Origin of the sequence: Serratia sp. HRI (assembly GCF_010119335.3) — a bacterium.
GTDB classification, from domain to species: Bacteria; Pseudomonadota; Gammaproteobacteria; order Enterobacterales; family Enterobacteriaceae; genus Serratia; species Serratia nevei.
Genome location: NZ_CP083690.1, coordinates 1,266,505 through 1,283,404, shown reverse-complemented (window position 1 = coordinate 1,283,404; position 16,900 = coordinate 1,266,505). Strand labels below are relative to the sequence as shown.

At 60.3% G+C, this 16,900-nt stretch carries 14 protein-coding genes; 5 read left to right on the top strand and 9 right to left on the bottom strand.

Going from position 1 to position 16,900, the window contains the following annotated elements; all coding sequences use genetic code 11:
• The first annotated feature begins 8 nt into the window (after positions 1 to 8).
• On the top strand, positions 9 to 734 hold the full coding sequence (gene pnuC / locus GF111_RS06240; RefSeq protein WP_038877544.1) for a nicotinamide riboside transporter PnuC: 726 nt from the start codon (positions 9 to 11) through the stop codon (positions 732 to 734).
• A 36-nt stretch (positions 735 to 770) separates the two neighbouring features.
• Here pnuC and zitB read toward each other — a convergent pair whose 3' ends face one another.
• From zitB to GF111_RS06225, 3 genes are read right to left on the bottom strand one after another with little or no spacing between them, the layout of a single operon-like run.
• The gene (zitB, locus tag GF111_RS06235; protein ID WP_055317475.1) at positions 771 to 1,733 is read right to left on the bottom strand and encodes a CDF family zinc transporter ZitB; all 963 of its coding nucleotides are present in this window, start codon (positions 1,731 to 1,733) and stop codon (positions 771 to 773) included.
• Complete coding sequence (locus GF111_RS06230; RefSeq protein WP_147190590.1) at positions 1,733 to 4,933, bottom strand: transporter substrate-binding domain-containing protein; 3,201 nt, start codon at positions 4,931 to 4,933, stop codon at positions 1,733 to 1,735. Before GF111_RS06230 ends, zitB begins: the two co-directional genes overlap by 1 nt.
• Positions 4,930 to 5,535, bottom strand: coding sequence for a response regulator transcription factor (locus GF111_RS06225; protein WP_038877570.1), 606 nt, complete (start codon positions 5,533 to 5,535; stop codon positions 4,930 to 4,932). The genes GF111_RS06230 and GF111_RS06225 overlap by 4 nt, the downstream gene beginning before the upstream one ends.
• A gap of 212 nt (positions 5,536 to 5,747) precedes the next feature.
• On the opposite strand from GF111_RS06225, the gene aroG reads away from it, so the two are divergent.
• The 4 genes from aroG to GF111_RS06205 all read left to right on the top strand — a co-directional run bounded on the left by aroG (position 5,748) and on the right by GF111_RS06205 (position 10,595).
• Positions 5,748 to 6,800, top strand: a complete 1,053-nt coding sequence (gene aroG, locus GF111_RS06220; protein WP_047728463.1) for a 3-deoxy-7-phosphoheptulonate synthase AroG — start codon at positions 5,748 to 5,750, stop codon at positions 6,798 to 6,800.
• 97 nt (positions 6,801 to 6,897) lie between these two features.
• Positions 6,898 to 8,117 (top strand): IS3 family transposase gene (locus tag GF111_RS06215; protein WP_370633540.1). Its coding sequence is split into 2 segments (ribosomal slippage): positions 6,898 to 7,240 and positions 7,240 to 8,117, totalling 1,221 coding nucleotides; the frame shifts between segments, so codons are not numbered across the junction.
• 248 nt (positions 8,118 to 8,365) lie between these two features.
• Positions 8,366 to 9,556, top strand: a complete 1,191-nt coding sequence (locus GF111_RS06210) for a YjgN family protein (protein ID WP_055317483.1) — start codon at positions 8,366 to 8,368, stop codon at positions 9,554 to 9,556.
• 7 nt (positions 9,557 to 9,563) lie between these two features.
• Positions 9,564 to 10,595 carry a M48 family metallopeptidase gene (locus GF111_RS06205; protein ID WP_224217822.1) on the top strand — a complete coding sequence of 344 codons (1,032 nt, stop codon included), beginning with the start codon at positions 9,564 to 9,566 and terminating at the stop codon, positions 10,593 to 10,595.
• A gap of 22 nt (positions 10,596 to 10,617) precedes the next feature.
• Here GF111_RS06205 and GF111_RS06200 read toward each other — a convergent pair whose 3' ends face one another.
• From GF111_RS06200 to galT, 6 genes are all read right to left on the bottom strand, one after another.
• Positions 10,618 to 11,823: an ISL3 family transposase gene (locus GF111_RS06200; protein ID WP_047730547.1), complete on the bottom strand. Its 1,206-nt coding sequence runs from the start codon at positions 11,821 to 11,823 to the stop codon at positions 10,618 to 10,620.
• A 151-nt stretch (positions 11,824 to 11,974) separates the two neighbouring features.
• Positions 11,975 to 12,727: a 2,3-diphosphoglycerate-dependent phosphoglycerate mutase gene (gene gpmA / locus GF111_RS06195; protein WP_004939834.1), complete on the bottom strand. Its 753-nt coding sequence runs from the start codon at positions 12,725 to 12,727 to the stop codon at positions 11,975 to 11,977.
• Between the two features lie 215 nt (positions 12,728 to 12,942).
• Positions 12,943 to 13,290: a PsiF family protein gene (locus GF111_RS06190; RefSeq protein WP_033642211.1), complete on the bottom strand. Its 348-nt coding sequence runs from the start codon at positions 13,288 to 13,290 to the stop codon at positions 12,943 to 12,945.
• 197 nt (positions 13,291 to 13,487) lie between these two features.
• A complete protein-coding gene (gene galM, locus GF111_RS06185) occupies positions 13,488 to 14,531 on the bottom strand; it encodes a galactose-1-epimerase (protein ID WP_055317478.1) in 1,044 nt (347 codons plus the stop codon).
• Entirely contained in the window at positions 14,525 to 15,676 is a 1,152-nt protein-coding gene (galK, locus tag GF111_RS06180; protein ID WP_047728448.1) for a galactokinase, read from the bottom strand. The genes galM and galK overlap by 7 nt, the downstream gene beginning before the upstream one ends.
• Positions 15,673 to 16,725 (bottom strand): galactose-1-phosphate uridylyltransferase, encoded by a 1,053-nt coding sequence (galT, locus tag GF111_RS06175; RefSeq protein WP_038870967.1) that lies wholly within the window; start codon positions 16,723 to 16,725, stop codon positions 15,673 to 15,675. Before galT ends, galK begins: the two co-directional genes overlap by 4 nt.
• Between the last annotated feature and the right edge of the window lie 175 nt (positions 16,726 to 16,900).

Here is a 16,900-nt window from a genome sequence, read left to right as displayed (position 1 = left end):
ATGACTTCATGAGCTTCTTCAGTACCAGCAATATTCTGGTGCACATTCCGCTTGGCGCGGGCGGTTACGATCTGTCGTGGATCGAAGCCATCGGCACGCTGTTCGGGTTGCTGTGCATCTGGTACGCCAGCAAGGAAAAAATCATCAACTACCTGTTCGGCCTGATCAACGTCACGCTGTTCGCGGTGATTTTCTTCCAGATCCAGCTGTACGCCAGCCTGCTGTTGCAGCTGTTCTTTTTCGGCGCCAACATATACGGTTGGTATGCCTGGAGCCGCCAAACCCAGGATAATCAGGCTGAGCTGCAGATCCGCTGGCTGCCGTTGCCGAAAGCGTTGGCCTGGGCGGCGGTTTGCGTCATCGGCATTGGCCTGATGACCTTTAACATCGACCGTGTGTTCGCCTGGCTGACGCAGGTTGCGGTGGCGGTGATGCAAGGGCTGGGGCTGAACGTGCAGATGCCCGAGCTGCAGCCGGACGCGTTCCCGTTCTGGGATTCGGCGATGATGGTGCTCTCCATCGTGGCGATGATCCTGATGACGCGCAAGTACGTGGAAAACTGGCTGCTGTGGGTGGTTATCGACGTCATCAGCGTGGCGATCTTCGCCTACCAGGGGGTGTACGCGATGGCGCTGGAGTATGTCATTCTGACGCTGATTGCCCTGAATGGCTCCTGGCTGTGGATCAAGAGCGCCGGGCGCAACCGTTCCAACCCGCTCTCGTCCGCACCGTAGCAACAGCAGAGGGCGCCGTGGTGGCGCCCTCTTGGCTTAGTGACGATGTTCCAGATGGGAGTGCGCTTCGGCATGTGAGTGTTCACTCGGCTCCGGCGCCCGGTTGATACCGCAGTCCGGTGTCTCGCAGTGCCGGTACTCCATCTGAATGGTCACGTGGCCAATCTTGTAGTGTTCCAACAGATAAGCCTGAATGCGTTGCAACAGCCCATCGTGGTCATGCGGCGGGATCACCTGCGCATGCAGCGTCATCAGCTTCTGTTCGCCGATCTGCCAGACATGCACGTGATGGATGTTGCGCACTTCCGGGATATTCAGGCACAGGTCTTTTTGCAGCTTGGCGATATCGACCTCCTGCGGCGTGCCTTCCAACAGCTCGTGGAAACTCTCCTTCAGCAGCCGCCAGGCGCTGCGTAGCACCAGACAGGAGACCAGCACCGACAGGATCGGGTCAATCGGCGTCCAGCCGGTGGCAAGAATGACGATGGCGGCGACGATAGCGCCCACCGAACCGAGCAGGTCGCCCAGCACATGCAGCGCGGCGGCGCGCACGTTGATATTTTTCTCTTCGCTGCCGCGATGCAGCAACCAGAAGGCGAACAGGTTCGCCAGCAGCCCCGCTACGGCGATGATCAGCATCGGGGTACCCATCACCGGCTGCGGTGCGAAGAAACGCCGTATCGCCTCCCACAGGATGAATACCACGATCACCAGCAGCGCCGCGGCGTTGAGGAAGGCCGCCAGGGTGGTGAGGCGCAGATAGCCGAAGGTGTGGCGCGCGTTGGGCTTGCGCTGGGAGAAGTGCACCGCCATCAGGGCCACCAGCAGCGCGGCGGCATCGGTCAACATATGGCCGGCGTCGGCCAACAGCGCCAGCGAGCCGGACAACAGGCCACCGACTACCTCGGCCACCATAAAGACGGCGGTGACTAAAAAAGCGGTCAGTAGGCGTTTACTATTACTGTCTTTCGGCAGGTGTACGTGTGGAGTGTCCGACATTATTCATCCTTATGCATAGCGAAAGAGGGGGCGGCGGCGAGCAGGGCGTCCAGCTCCGTTTCTATCTGCGCCACTAACGCCTTTAATTTAGTATAAGCGGCGGCGGCAAGCTCGCCCCGACGTGCGGTATCCACCAGCTGCTGGCACAGCTGCGCGGCTTCCGGCAGCTGCAGCATCAGCAGGCTGCCCTTGATGCGGTGCGCCGCCTGCTCCAGGCGCGGCCAGTCGCTCGCGGCGACGGCGTCCGCGAGCCGCTGCCGGTCTTGGCGCAGCGTATCGCCGAGCGTCTGCGCCAGCCGCTGCAGCATGGCGCGATCGCCACCTGCCATTTCGGCCAGCGTTTGTCGCAGGTCAGTAAGGACTGACTTTTCTTCCTGAGCCTGCGGTTGCTGAGCCAATACCTGGCCGATCGCCGCCAGTGAAATCGGTTTGGTCAGGAAGTGGTCGATCGCCACCAGCCCCGGCGGGATGCGGGTAAACTCCTGCACGTCTGCCGAGCAAAGCACGATGCGGCAAGGCGGGCGTTGCAGCCGCTGTTCGTCGCGGCGGATCAGCCTGGCCAGCGTCAGCCCGTCCGGGCGCGGCATGTTATAGTCGATAAACAGCAGATCGAACGGTTGCCGGCGCTGGGCCTTCAACAGCGCATAGCCTTGTTCAAAGCGGGCGGGTTGCAGCCCGAAGTGGCGCAGCTGGCGTTCCAGCAGCAACAAATTGGTGGGGTGATCGTCGATCAGCGCGGTACGCAAGGCGGAAGACGGCAGAGCATAGGTGTGCTCCTCCTGGGCGACAGCCGGCGCCGCGCCGCTCAGCTCGACCGGTATCGCGACCTCGACGCGGGTGCCGACGCCCGGCTGCGAGTGCAGCTCGATGCGGCCGCCCATCTGTTCGACGATCTCTTTGCAGATAGACAGTCCCAAACCGGTGCCCTGCACCGAAATGCGTTGCGCGCCGCGCGCGCGGTAAAACGGTTGGAACAGCTTGCCTATCTCATCGGCGGCGATGCCGCAGCCGCTGTCGTTCACCGTTAATCGCAATTCCCCCTGCCGCTCATCCTGCGCGCGCCAGCCGATCTCGACCTGAATAGTGCCGCGCGGTGTAAACTTTATCGCGTTGTTTATCAAGTTGTTAGCCACCTGAAGTAAACGCTCACCATCAATTATCACCGCCTCCGGCAGCGCCGGATCCGCCAGCACGCTCAGCGTCAACGGGCGTTCGCCGATCAGCGGCCGGTAAAGGGCGTCGATGCGCGCTACCCAGGGGTGCAGCGCCACCGGTTTCGGCGCCAGCGTCAGCGAACCGGTTTCCAGCCGGGCGTGATCCTGCAGGTCGTTGAGCAGATTGAGCAGCGAAGAGGCCGAGCTGTATATCACCGGCAGGCCTTCCGGCGCGGGTTGGCGTTTGAGCTCCAGCTCCAGCAGGCCGAGGATGGCGTGCATCGGCGTGCGCAGCTCGTGGCTGACGGTGGCGAGGAATTTGCTCTTCATGCGGTTTTCCGCCTCGGCGCGGCGGCGCGCGTGCTCGAGTTCTTCGCGTTCGCGTTTTTCACGGCGCTGCAGCATGAAACGGCGCAGCGTTAGCGCCAGCAGCAGCACGGTGGCGGCGGCCAGCAGCGCCAGCAGCCAGGTGGTCTGCGGCGGCATACGGTTGTCATTCACTGCGTCGATAAGATTGCTGCGGTCGACGATCCACTCGTCGCGCAGCGATTGCAGGGTGTCCGCCGGGATCTGCATCAGATTCTTATCGAGGATCGCCAACAGAAGAGGTTGATCGCGGCGCACGCCGAAGGCCACCGGGTAGGGGATGTTGTTGGCGGCAAAGGCCAGCTTGATGGCGCCGGAATAGCGCGACAGCGCCAAAAAGTTGGCGGAGATGACGTTATCCACCAGCGCATCCAGCTGGCCGTTGGCCAGCGCGTCGTACATCGACTTGCTGTCGGCGAAGCTGACGGTCTGCTCCTGTTCCGGCACCAGCCCCTGCGCCAAATCGCCCTGCAGCACGCCGATGCGCTTGCCGGCCAAATCGCTCCAGGTGGAAATGCCGTCGGCGTGCTGGCCAACGTAAACGCCCCACAGCGAACGGTGGATCGGCATGCTGGCGCCGTAGCGCGCCTTGACGCCGCGCGCCAGCGGCAGGGCGGCGCGGAAGCTGGCCTGGCCGGACTGCACCAGCTGATCGGCCTGCTCGGCGTTGCGCGCCCACAGCGGTGCGAAACGCAGCCCGGTGTTTTGCGCGATGATGTTGAGAATGTCGATGGCGTAGCCGCGCGGCTGGCCGTCAGAGCCGCGGTAGGCGAACGGGAAGTTGTTCTCGATGGCGGCGTAGTAAACCACGCGGTGGCTCGCCACCCAATTCTTCTCCATCGTCGTCAGGTCGGCATTGCCGGTGTCGAGGTAGCTGGGGATCTTTTTGCTCCAGCGGCTCTGCAGGGCGTTCATCAGCTCCATCGGCGCGTCGGCGATGGCGGTGTCCAGCGTGTCTATCAGCCGTGAGTCGGCGGCGGCGAACACAAAGGACAGGTTGCCCAGATTCTCGTTGCTTTCAATCTGATAGAGCTGGCCGAGCTGCAGTTGGTCGATGATAAAGCTGGCGCTGGCCTCGTCGGCGATAAAGTAGTCGCTGCTGCCGTTGAGCAGCGAGTAGACCGCCTGCAGATTGTTGTCGTAGCGCTGGATCTGCGACGCCACGGCCTGCAGAGCGCCGCCGGACTGCATGTCGGTCAGCGCGCCGATCGCGACGCGGGCGTTGGCGGAGTTGAGCATCACCGGCCGATCGTTGCTGCGATCGCGCAATACGCGCAGGTTGCTGACGTAATAGGGCTGAGAGATCGCCAGGCTGTGCAGCGCCTCACTCTGCGGGATGCCATACAGCAGATCGATCTTGCCGTCGTGCAGCGCCTGCTCCAGCTGCGTCAGATCGGCAAAGCCGTAAATGGCGAAGCGAATGCCGGTTACCTGCTGGATATAGCCGAGGTAATCGGCGTTCAGCCCGTACAGATCGTCGTCCACGATGATGTTGTACGGGCTGGTGTTCTCACTGATGATGCCGATGCGCAGCGTTTGGTCGCGCCAGGGGTTTTTCTCGCCGACGATCAGCATGTTCTCGGGGGTATTGAGGTTGCTGACCAGCTGATAGCGTACCGGCTCCGCCGCCTGCGCCAGACCGCACCACAGGAGCAGCAGCAGCAGAGCGCGGCGCATCATGGCGCCAGCTCTTTAAACACCGCCACCAGCTCCAGCAGGTTGCCGGCGCCGGTTTTGCGCTGGATGTTCTTCTTGTGCGTGCTGACGGTCTTGTTGCTGATGTGCAGCCGATCGGCGATCTGCAGGTTGGACAGCCCCTGGCTCAGCAAGCCCAGCACTTCGAGCTCTTTAGGAGTGAGCAGCCCGCCGTCTGCCGTCGGCGCTTCTTCGGCCAGCGCGGCGGCGGGGAAGTGGGTTTCACCGTCCAGCACCTGCTCGATCGCCTGTACCAGCTCTGCCAACGAGCTGCCTTTATTGACGAAACCGTTGGCTCCGGCGGCATGGGCCATGCGCGCATAAACCTCGGCCTCCTGCGCGGTATAGATCAAGATCGGCTGCTGCGGGTAGCGGCGGCGGATTTTTTTCAACAGCTGCAGCCCGTCGACCTGCGGCAGGCCGATATCCAGGATCACCAGGCCGAAAGCGGCCTCGGCCAGCAGGGCCAGCGCCTGGACGTCGTCCTGCGCCGCCTGCAGGCGGTAAGGGCGGGATGATTTCATTAGCGCCGCTTCCAGTGCGACATGAACCACCGGGTGGTCATCAACTAATAACAGAGAGGGCATGTTCAACTCGGGTCGCTTTATATTCCGATCGCTAGCATAGCGAAAAAGGAGGCTCTGCGCTCCCCTGATGAAACAGCACAATATGCTGTTAATTTGGCGGTTCCAGCGGAGGGGGGCAAAGGTGATTTACAGCGCCATTCCCACAGGCTAGATTGTTGGGATCTACACCGTTACGCACTGCGAAATACCCCTCGATACCGAATGGAAAAGCTATGAATTACCAAAACGACGATTTACGCATTAATGATATTAAGGAACTCTTGCCGCCGGTGGCTTTGCTGGAGAAATTCCCGGCCACTGAACGCGCAGCAAAGACGGTGTCCCAGGCCCGCAGCGCAATTCACAATATCCTCCGCGGCAGCGACGATCGCCTGCTGGTGGTGATTGGCCCTTGCTCTATTCACGATACCCAAGCCGCCAAAGAGTACGCGGGGCGCCTGCTGGCGCTGCGTGAAGAACTGAAGGGCGAGCTGGAAGTGGTCATGCGCGTTTACTTCGAAAAACCGCGCACCACCGTGGGCTGGAAAGGCCTGATCAACGATCCGCAGATGGACAACAGCTTCAACATCAACGACGGTCTGCGCCTGGGGCGCAAGCTGCTGGTGGAGATCAACGACAGCGGCCTGCCGGCCGCCGGCGAATTCCTCGACATGATCACGCCGCAGTACCTGGCGGATCTGATGAGCTGGGGCGCCATCGGCGCGCGCACCACGGAATCGCAGGTGCACCGCGAGCTGGCCTCCGGCCTCTCATGCCCGGTCGGCTTCAAGAACGGCACCGACGGCACCATCAAGGTGGCGATCGACGCCATCAACGCCGCCGGCGCGCCGCACTGTTTCCTGTCGGTAACCAAGTGGGGCCACTCGGCGATCGTTAACACCAGCGGCAACGGCGACTGTCACATTATTCTGCGCGGCGGCAAAGAGCCGAACTACAGCGCGGCGCACGTGAAGGACGTCAAAGCCGGCCTGAGCAAAGCCGGGCTGCCGGCGCAGGTAATGATCGATTTCAGCCATGCCAACAGCAGCAAACAGTTCAAAAAACAGATGGACGTGAGCGCCGATGTTTGCGGGCAAATTGGCGGCGGTGAAAAAGCGATTATCGGTGTGATGATCGAAAGCCACCTGGTGGAAGGCAACCAGAGCCTCGAAAGCGGCGAGCCGCTGGTTTACGGCAAGAGCGTCACCGACGGCTGCATCGGCTGGCAGGATACCGAAACCGTGCTGCGCGATCTGGCGGCGGCGGTGAAAGCGCGCCGCGGTTAATCGCGTAAAGAGGGGCTCGCCAGCGGGCCCTTTTTCTATTTACTGACCCGTCCTGAATAGCGTTGACACATTTTACTCACGCACAGAGGAAAATGTGATGAACCAGTATATTAAACGCACACAACGCGATTACTCTCTATCCTTTAAACTGGCCGTCGTCGAACAGGTCGAAAAAGGCGAAATGACTTGCCGTCAGGCCACAGACCGTTATGGTATCCAAGGCAACGTAACCGTCATGAACTGGCTGCGCAAATACGGTCAGCTTGACTGGCGAACCTCTCCTTCCACCCAAAAGTGCGGAGGCAACATGCCCAAACTCCCCCTGACGCCCGAACAGCGTATTAAAGAACTTGAGCAGCAACTGGCTGAATCTGAAGTCAAAGCCCAGTTCTTCGAAGCTGTCGTCAAAGTGATGAACACCGACTTTGGCGCCACGCTGACAAAAAAGCAGCTAACCGCCTTATCGCGCAAACACAAGTACCGGGACTCATAGTAACGCGGGCCTGCCAATGGATGGGCATCAGCCGACAAGCGTGGTATCAGTCCCTGCAGCGTGAAGCAGGCAAAGAGGAGCAGGCCCGGCATCTCGTCGAACAGGTGACGGCCATCCGCTTGCACCAGCCCCGACTGGGGACACGTAAGCTGCATCACCTGTTGCGGCAACGCCCCGAACCGGCGTTGCATGTGGGGCGCGACCGGCTGTTCAGTATCTTGCGTTGCGCGCGGTTACTGGTGATGCCTAAGCGGGCATATCACAAGACGACGCAGAGCCATCATCGTTTTTATCGTCATCCCAACCTGCTGAAGGCGGGGGACAATCAGGTCATCGCCAGCCGTCCGGAACAGGTATGGGTGGCGGATATCACCTACTTGCCGCTGAGAACGGGAACGGCGTATGTCAGCCTGGTAACGGATGCCTGGTCGAGAAAAATCGTGGGGTATCATGTACATGACAGTCTGCATACCCGGCACGTCGCCTGCGCGTTCAAAATGGCGCTGGCCGGCAGACGCACGACGTTGCCGCTGGTGCACCACTCGGACAGGGGTATCCAGTACTGCTCACAGGAATATCAGGCGTTACATCAGAGATATGGCATCACCTGCTCGATGACGGACGGGTATGACTGTTACCAGAATGCGCTGGCGGAACGGGTAAATGGGATACTTAAAACGGAATACCTGCTCGGCAGGCCAGAAGACATCGTACAGGCAAAAAAGATGGTCAGGGAGTCGGTGAACCTCTACAACGCACAGCGGCCGCACCTGTCGCTGAAATACAAAACGCCCGATGAGGTTCATCGGGCGTTATCCGGCTGAAAAGTGTCAACCTATAGCAGGACTAGTCATACCTTAAAATTTTATATCTCCTGTCAATTTAAGGCCTACAGTCAATAGGCTTATTAAATCATTAGGCGACCGTCTTCGCATTATTCCTATTTAATAAAAGAATAATTGTCACCGCTCTCGGCATTGTGCTTATATAAGACGCTTTTTTATTCCATAAACCCCGCAGGCCTAATAAGTGGGGAGTGGTATGACCTTATTCCTTTCAGGACGAAAGAATTATGACAAGCAATACCTCGCAGCCGCTGGGGCTGCACCGGATTAAATTCCATGGGAAAGGCGGCGAGTACTTCGCTATTTGGTTAGTCAATGCATTATTGACCATCGTGACCCTGGGCATCTATTCCGCCTGGGCGACGGTGCGTCGTCGCCGCTATTTTTACGGCAACACGGAATTGGACGGCGATCGTTTCGATTACCATGCGCAGCCGCTGCAAATTCTGAAAGGGCGGCTGTTGGTGATCGGTGGCATCATCGTGTTTTATATCCTGCTGGCGGTGGCGCCGCTGCTGGGGCTGCTGGCCTTATTGGCGTTGCTTGCCCTGCTGCCATGGGTGGTGATTCGCAGCTGGCGCTACAATGCGATTATGTCGAGCTATCGCGGCGTACGTTTTAATTATGTTTGCCGCACCGGGCGTGCTTATTGGGCGCTACTGTTCTGCCCGCTGTTACTGATTATCGGGCTTTATGTCGGCTTAATCATTTTGCTCAGTATTGGCAGCAGCTTTGACAGCATTAACGCCATCGGCCTGATGCTGGTGTTGACGTTGCTGCTGGCCGTGCCGGCATTCGCCGCCGTCAACGGTATTATTAGCGCGCTGCAGCACGATCTGTACGTTAATAATCTGTTCTTCGGCCGCACGCCGTTTATTGCCGAGCTGAAAAAGTCGGCCTTTATCAAATTTGCCTTGATCGGCCTGCTCATTTTCCTGCCGTTTATGTTGGCGGCGCTGGTGTGTATGGGGTCGTTCATGCTGTCGCTGTACCAAATGGTATTGATGGGCATACTGACGGATGAAACCGCTGACTTGCTGGTGTTGGAGAATATTGGCAGCCTGCTGCTGATGATGGTGGTGTTGCTGGTTGGCGCCTTGATTGCCGGCAGCTACCAGATTGTCGCCCAACGCAACTATCTGTATAACCAAGCGACGCTGAACGGCAACGTTAAACTGCGCTCTTCCATGCAAACCCTGCCGTATATGGGGCTGTTGATCACCAATACCCTGATCACGCTGTTCTCGCTCGGCTTTGCTGCGCCGGTGGCGGAAGTGCGTCACGCCCGTTATCTGGCTGAGTGCACGGCGGTTGAAGGCGATCTGGCATTGCTGGACATCGCGGCGCATCAGGAAACCGCCAACAGCGCGGTGGCCGAAGAAGCGGTGCAGGCGCTGGATCTGGGCGGCAGCTTCTGAGGCGCCAATGATCCTTGAGGGCGCCTACCAGTTGCCGGGGCGGGCCGCACGTGAGGCGGCCCGCCTGCTGGTGAACGAAAGCGGCGAGGGCGTGACGCTGCAGCGGCAGGATGAGCAACGTTACATCCCCTTGGCGGACATCACCGTCTCTGCGGCGCTGGGCAATATTCCGCTGACGCTGACCTTTAAGGACGGCGCACGCTTTGTGCCGGACGACGACGCGGCGTTTCGCCGCTGGTTCTATCAGCGCCGTTCGCCGGGCTGGGTGCATCGTCTGGAACGCCACAAACGCGGCGTCGCTCTGGCGCTGCTGATGACGCTGCTGGCGGTCGTGGCCTACATTTACGTCGTGCTGCCGTGGGCGAGCAGCGAGATCGCCATGCGCATCCCCACCTCGGTAGAACAAACGCTGGGCGAACACACGCAGACGTTTTTAAGCCAGAGCGGCTTCAAGCCCTCTGCACTCCCGGCCGAGCGGCAGCGGGCGTTGCAGCAGCTGTTCCGGCAGGTGATGCCGGCTGAGATGCGCGAGGAGCGTACGCCGCTGTCGTTGAAGCTGATGGCGGTGCCCGGTGCGCCGAACGCCTTTATGTTGCCGGACGGCACGCTGGTGCTCAGCGATAGTCTGGTCGCCCTGGCGAAAAACGACGATGGGCTGGCGGCAGTCATGTTACATGAGATGGGGCACCACGCTCATCGTCACCCGATGCGCATGTTGGTGCGTTCGTCGCTGGTGGCGTTGACGCTGATGTGGATGACCGGCGACGTCAGCGGCATCGGCGATACGCTGCTGCAGTCTGCGTCCTTCGTGAATGAGATGCAGTTTTCCCGCGGGATGGAGCGCGAGGCGGATGCGTTCGCGATAGCGGAAATGCAGCGCCAGGGGCGTTCGCTGGCGCAAATGGCGGCGATCTACCGCGCGTTGGCGCAGGCCCCTGAACGAGAAAAGGCCAATGAATGGGCGCCGCCGGCCTGGCTCAGCACCCATCCGGCAATGCAGGAACGGCTGGACGCGGTGCACGAGGCGATGGCGCAGTAGCCGCGACAGTAATAAAAAAGGTTCATCGCGCTTTACCGGGGAACGCTGCTTTGATTTTCAGGAAGAAGTAAGCGTTATCCCGGTATCCATAGGCCATCCGCTTCATCACTTTTATCTTATTGTTCATCCCTTCCAGCACGCTGGTATTCAACCTGTGTCTGGCACTCGCGATGATGCCACCGGCATACCCTTTCAGTTTCTCGGCGAAGTGTTGCAACGCCTTGATTCCGCTTTCCTGAGACTGCCTGTACCAGCTTGTCCAGCGTCTCTGCGCCTCTTGTTCACTCGGGGCGTACCACAGTTCTTTCAGCGTCGTTTTCATCAGCCAGACCACATTCAACGGCTGATTCGCCTCCAGCAACTCCGTGAGCTTTACCTCATGCCCTTCGGGCAGGTTTTCTGGGTTGCGCAGCAGCAGCCAGCGGCTGCGTTTGATGACCTGACGCGATTTTGGGTTATCACGGAGTTGATTGGCCTGGTCGACGCGGACCCGGTCGATAACCTCCCGGCCATACTTTGCCACCACATGGAACAAGTCATAGACCACTTCCGCCTGCGGGCAGTGATGCCTGACCTCCAGGTCTAACGCCGTATTCATATCCATGGCGACAGACTGGATAGCGGCACAGCCTTCAGCGCCCAGCCAGACGAAGAAGGGGCGGAAGGCCGCTCTGCTGCGGCCTTCGCCCACCCACAACACCTGTTGCGTATCCGCATCCATCACCACGGTGGCATAACGATGTCCTTTGAACAGGGCGAACTCATCCATCACCAGACGGCGGAGGGTATGGCGCTGCGGCTCTGTCCGTTCCCGCAGCAGACGCCGGTAGTCGATATTCTTGACCGTATGCCAGTTCAGTCCGGTGAGTTGTGCAACGTGCTTAATCGGCAGTAAACGGACCAGTGACTCAACCCATACGGATAGCGTCGTGGTATATCTCTGGCGTTCAGGCAACCAGCTGATTTTTTCGGTGGTGACCCCGCAATGGGGGCAACACAGGCGCCGGACGGGGACGTTGAGCCAGACGACCCAATCGAGCAGCTGGCGTTCACGCACTCGGCGGAAGGAAACATCATGCACAACAGGCACCCGCCGCTCACAACGACGACAACAGGGCATGACGGCAGCGTCAGGCTGGAGCTGGATAAGCAGGGTGTTGGCAGAAGGATGCGAGAAGGAATTGACGATAAAGCCTTCCCAGAACAGGGAGCAAAGGTTAGCATTCATAGTGACGGCAGTTTTGAAGGTTTAGGGTGTGTTTTGGCGAATACAAACCTAAACGTTCTGACTGCCGTTTTCTATTGGTTCACGCTAAAGCGCGATGAACCATAAAAAAGCCCCCGGTTTTCACCAGGGGCTTTTTCGTTAACGGGCGAAATTACTTCGCTTTACCCTGGTTTGCCACGGCGGCCGCTTTTGCAGCGATCTCGTCGGCGTTACCCAGGTAGTAACGTTTGGTTGGCTTGAAGTTCTCGTCGAACTCATACACCAACGGCACGCCGGTTGGGATGTTCAGCTCGAGGATTTCGTCTTCGCTCAGGTTATCCAGGTATTTCACCAGCGCGCGCAGCGAGTTGCCGTGCGCCGCAACGATCACGCGCTCGCCGCTCTTGATGCGTGGCAGGATCTCTTCGTCCCAGTAAGGAATCACGCGATCGATGGTCAGTGCCAGGCTTTCGGTCAGCGGCAGCTCTTGCTCGGTCAGCGAGGCGTAGCGCGGATCGTGGCCAGGGTAACGTTCGTCTTCTTTGGTCAGTTCAGGTGGGGTCACCGCGAAGCCTCGACGCCATTGTTTCACCTGCTCGTCGCCGTATTTTTCAGCGGTTTCCGCTTTGTTCAGACCCTGCAGCGCGCCGTAATGACGTTCGTTCAGCTTCCAGGATTTTTCGGTCGGCAACCAGGCCTGATCCAGCTCGTCGAGGATGTTCCACAGGGTGTGGATCGCGCGCTTCAGTACGGAGGTGTAAGCGAAGTCGAAAGTGAAACCTTCTTCTTTCAACAGCTTGCCTGCTGCTTTCGCTTCGGTACGGCCCTTGTCGGACAGATCGACATCATACCAACCGGTGAAGCGGTTTTCTTGGTTCCACTGGCTTTCGCCGTGACGCACCAGAACCAGCTTAGTTACAGCCATAGCTTAACTCCTTAATAATCTGACATTTCAATGATAACGAAAATCATTATATTGCCGCGGGCCGGGGCTCGGCAATCGATAGTGTCTAACCATAGCCAATTTCTTGCCGCAAAGTAAGGGCTGGCGAAAGGAAAAAGCTGAATCGTTCAGGCTGGCGCTGCGAGGGAGAAACGGCGCGCCGAAATTGTTCCGGGCGCGCCGTGGCGTGGGGAAAGTCAGGCCGATTTTTTCAGGCAGTTGCTCATGAAGGTTTTACGCGCGTCGCCCTTCAGATCCTTGGTCTTGGCGTCGGCGTTGCAGCTTTTCATTTTCTGCTGCTGCGGCGTCAGGGTTTTGCCCGTCGCGGCGGCGCCTTCGGATTTCAGACAGGTGCTCATAAAGGTGGAGCGATCCGCGCCTTTCAGCGACTTGGTGGATGCCTGCTGGTTGCAATCGGTCATGCGTTTCTGTTGGGCCGCCTGCGCCGGCGAAGGCGTTTTTGTCGCCGTCGTCGCGTCGGCCGCCATCAGATTGGTACTCAGCATTAAGCCCGCCAGCAATGGAAGTGCAGTAATCAGACGCATAGGTGTTCCTTCAGCTATTGATTGGCCGCCATCGGCCGAAAATTGTGACGTTGCACAAGGCGTTGTGCTTATCACGGTAGCCTGAGTGTAGTGCGCGCTTTGGAATAAGGGAAGGTGGGCGCCGGTGGGGGGATAGCGCTAAAAGGTAAGCATTTATAACAAATCGCCCCCGGCCGCATGGCGAGGGGCGTGGCGGGTCAGATAGGATAAAACTGATAATGCGTGGCGCTGCGGTAGCGGCTCCCCGGCTGCAGCCAACAGTCCGGCTGCGGCCATTCGGGATGGTGCGGGCTGTCCGGCAAAAACTCGCTCTCCAGCGCCACGCCGGCGTGGTTGGCATAGCTGCCGCCGTCGCGCGCCGGCGTGCCGGCCAGATAATTGCCGCTGTAGAGTTGCAGTGCGGGCGCGTCGGTGAACACGCTCATCTGCACTTGCCCGTCGGCGGACCATAAATGGGCCGCCGGGCACTCCAGCGCGCCGCAGGTGCGGTGCAGCAGAAAAGCGTGATCGTAGCCTTTTACCCGCTGCTGGTCGCGGTCGTGCAGAAAATCCTGCAGCAGCGTTTTCGGCTGGCGAAAATCCATGCCGCTGCCGTCCACCGGCGTCAGCCCGGCACAGGGAATGCCCTCGGCGTCGACGGGCAGATAGCGTTCGGCGAACAGCTGCAGCCGCTGGGCGCGGGCGTCGGTGCCGGCACCGTCCAGATTGAAATAGGCGTGGTTGGTCAGGTTGACCGGGCAGGGGCGATCGACCTGCGCCAGATAGCTGATTTCCACGCGATTGTCGGGGGTCAGGCGGTAGCAGACCTGCACGTCGAGATTGCCCGGGAAACCCTGATCGCCCTCCGCTGAATGCAACGCATAGCAGACCTGTTGCGCATCGTGCTGTACCCGGCGCCAGCGGCGGGCATGGAAACCGTCGGGGCCGCCGTGCAGCTGGTGGGCGCCCTGATTGGCGGCCAGCGCATGGGGTTTACCGTCGATGGGCAGACTGGCGTTGGCGATACGGTTGGCGTAGCGGCCGACGGTGGCGCCCAGATAGGCGCCCTGACGTTGGTAGTCCGCCGGGCTGCGGCAGCCGAGCAACAGCTCGCGGCTTTCACCGGATTTGAGCGGCAAGACGGCGGACAGCCAGGTAGCGCCCCAGTCCATCAGCGTCACCGTCATGCCGCCGGCGTTTTGCAGCTGCGTCAGCTGATAAGGTTGCCCATCGGGGGCGAGTGCCGCCGTTGCCGTCAGCATAGGCCGGCGCCTTGCGAAGCCTGGCAGACATAGAAGGTTTCCCGCAATCCGCCGGTTTGCCGCGGATACTCGTACGCCACGGCGGCACGCACCGTCTCCACGAGATCTTGCGGTATCAGCGCGACGATGCAGCCGCCAAAGCCGCCGCCGGTCATGCGCACGCCGCCGCGTGGGCCGATCGTCGCTTTGACGATCTCGACCAGCTTATCGATCGGCGGCACGGTGATTTCAAAGTCGTTGCGCATCGAGGCGTGCGACTCCGCCATCAGCCGGCCCATGCGCTGCAGATCGCCGGCCGCCAGCGCCTCGGCAGCTGCCAGCGTGCGGGCGTTCTCGCTGATCACATGGCGCGCGCGTTTGGCCACTAACGGATCGAGCTGGTGTTGACGCGCCTCAAACTGTTCGGGGCTGACGTCGCGCAGCGCCTTGACGCCGAAGAACCGCGCCGCTTCCTCGCACTGTTTGCGGCGGGTGTTGTATTCGCTGTCCACCAGCCCGCGTTGCACATTGGAGTTGACGATCACCACCGCGACGTTGTCCGGCATCGGTACCGCACGGGTTTCCAGCGAGCGGCAGTCGATCAGCAGAGCGCTGTCGCGCCGGCCGAGCGCGGAGATCAGCTGATCCATGATGCCGCAGTTGCAGCCGACGAATTGGTTCTCCGCCTCCTGGCCGTTCAGCGCCAGCGCTACGCCGTCCAGCGGCAGCTGATAGAGCGCCTGCAGCGCCTGGCCCACTGCCACTTCCAGTGCGGCGGAGGAGCTGAGCCCCGCCCCTTGCGGCACATTACCGGCGATCACCAGATCCGCGCCGCCGAAGTCGGCGCTGCGGCGCTGGAGGTGCTTCACCACGCCGCGCACATAGTCGGACCAGCGCTGATCGGGGTGGCTGACGATCGGATCGTCGAGCGAGAATTGATCCTGCTGATTCTGATAATCGGCGGCGAGTACGCGGATCTGGCGGTCGTCGCGCTTGGCGCAGGTGATGACGGTTTGATAATCGATGGCGCAGGGCAGCACGAAGCCGTCGTTGTAATCGGTATGCTCGCCGATCAGGTTCACCCGCCCCGGCGCCTGGATGGTCAACGCCGGCGCGTAGCCGAAGTGTTCGGTAAACAGGGAATGGGTAAGCGGTTTCAGGCTCATGCTTGGGCTCCGGCTTCACGGTAATGAATATCGCTGACGGCGCGCAGACGCTCTGCGGCCTGTTCGGCGGTCAGGTCGCGCTGGGTTTCTGCCAGCATCTCGTACCCGACCATAAATTTGCGCACGCTGGCTGAACGCAGCAGCGGCGGGTAGAAATGGGCGTGCAGCTGCCAGTGTCGGTTGTCGGCACCGTTGAACGGCGCACCGTGCCATCCCATCGAATAGGGGAAGGAGCACTGGAACAGGTTGTCGTAGCGGCTGGTCAGCTTCTTCAGCGCCAGCGCCAGATCTTGGCTTTGCGCCGCGCTGAGATCGGTAATGCGCTGCACCGCCGCTTTCGGCAGCAGCAGCGTTTCAAACGGCCAGGCGGCCCAGTAGGGCACCACCGCCAGCCAGTGTTCGGTGTTCACCACGATGCGTTCGCCGGCGGCCAGCTCGCGCTGCGCGTAGTCCAGCAGCAGCGGGGTGGCGTGTTCCCGAAAATACTCGTGCTGCAGGCGATCTTCGCGCTCGGCCTCGTTCGGCAGAAAACTGTTGGCCCAGACCTGCCCGTGCGGGTGCGGGTTGGAGCAGCCCATCGCCGCGCCTTTGTTTTCGAACAGCTGTACCCAGGGGTACTGACTGCCCAGCTCATCGGTTTGCGCCTGCCAGGCGGCGACCACCTGCTCCAGCGCCGGCAGCGGCAATTCGGGCAGGGTCTTGCTGTGATCGGGAGAGAAGCAGATCACCCGGCTGACGCCGCGCGCGCTCTGGCTGCGCATCAAAGGATCCTGGCTGTCGGGCGCCGGCGGCGTATCGCTCATCAGCGCGGCGAAATCGTTGGTGAAGACGTAGGTGCCGCGATAATCCGGATTGCGATCGCCGGTGACGCGCGCGTTGCCCGGGCACAGGAAACAGTCGGGATCGTGCGCCGGCAGCGTTTCCGTAGGGACGGCCTCTTGTTGGCCCTGCCAGGGGCGCTTAGCGCGGTGCGGTGAGACCAGCACCCACTGGGCGCTCAGCGGGTTGTAGCGGCGGTGTGGATGATCGATAGGGTTAAATGCCGTCATACGGTTCCTTTCTTGGCGTCGACGAGGTGTAATCGCTTTCAGCCGCCGTCTTGATACGCCCGTTGCTGAAAAGGGAGAGTACATTGCGCAAAAAGATAGCATGCTCGCGGCGATAAAAAGGTGATCTAACGCGAAAAATGGAATCGTTTACACTTCATTGAAAAGCGCCGGATGG

Coding starts and splice junctions, on each gene's coding strand:
- gpmA (WP_004939834.1), bottom strand. CDS start 12,727: ATGGCTGTAACTAAGCTGGTTCTGGTGCGTCACGGCGAAAGCCAGTGG.
- GF111_RS06230 (WP_147190590.1), bottom strand. CDS start 4,933: ATGATGCGCCGCGCTCTGCTGCTGCTGCTCCTGTGGTGCGGTCTGGCG.
- GF111_RS06210 (WP_055317483.1), top strand. CDS start 8,366: ATGACAAGCAATACCTCGCAGCCGCTGGGGCTGCACCGGATTAAATTC.
- GF111_RS06190 (WP_033642211.1), bottom strand. CDS start 13,290: ATGCGTCTGATTACTGCACTTCCATTGCTGGCGGGCTTAATGCTGAGT.
- galK (WP_047728448.1), bottom strand. CDS start 15,676: ATGAGCCTGAAACCGCTTACCCATTCCCTGTTTACCGAACACTTCGGC.
- GF111_RS06200 (WP_047730547.1), bottom strand. CDS start 11,823: ATGAATGCTAACCTTTGCTCCCTGTTCTGGGAAGGCTTTATCGTCAAT.
- GF111_RS06225 (WP_038877570.1), bottom strand. CDS start 5,535: ATGCCCTCTCTGTTATTAGTTGATGACCACCCGGTGGTTCATGTCGCA.
- galM (WP_055317478.1), bottom strand. CDS start 14,531: ATGCTGACGGCAACGGCGGCACTCGCCCCCGATGGGCAACCTTATCAG.
- zitB (WP_055317475.1), bottom strand. CDS start 1,733: ATGTCGGACACTCCACACGTACACCTGCCGAAAGACAGTAATAGTAAA.
- galT (WP_038870967.1), bottom strand. CDS start 16,725: ATGACGGCATTTAACCCTATCGATCATCCACACCGCCGCTACAACCCG.
- pnuC (WP_038877544.1), top strand. CDS start 9: ATGAGCTTCTTCAGTACCAGCAATATTCTGGTGCACATTCCGCTTGGC.
- aroG (WP_047728463.1), top strand. CDS start 5,748: ATGAATTACCAAAACGACGATTTACGCATTAATGATATTAAGGAACTC.
- GF111_RS06205 (WP_224217822.1), top strand. CDS start 9,564: ATGATCCTTGAGGGCGCCTACCAGTTGCCGGGGCGGGCCGCACGTGAG.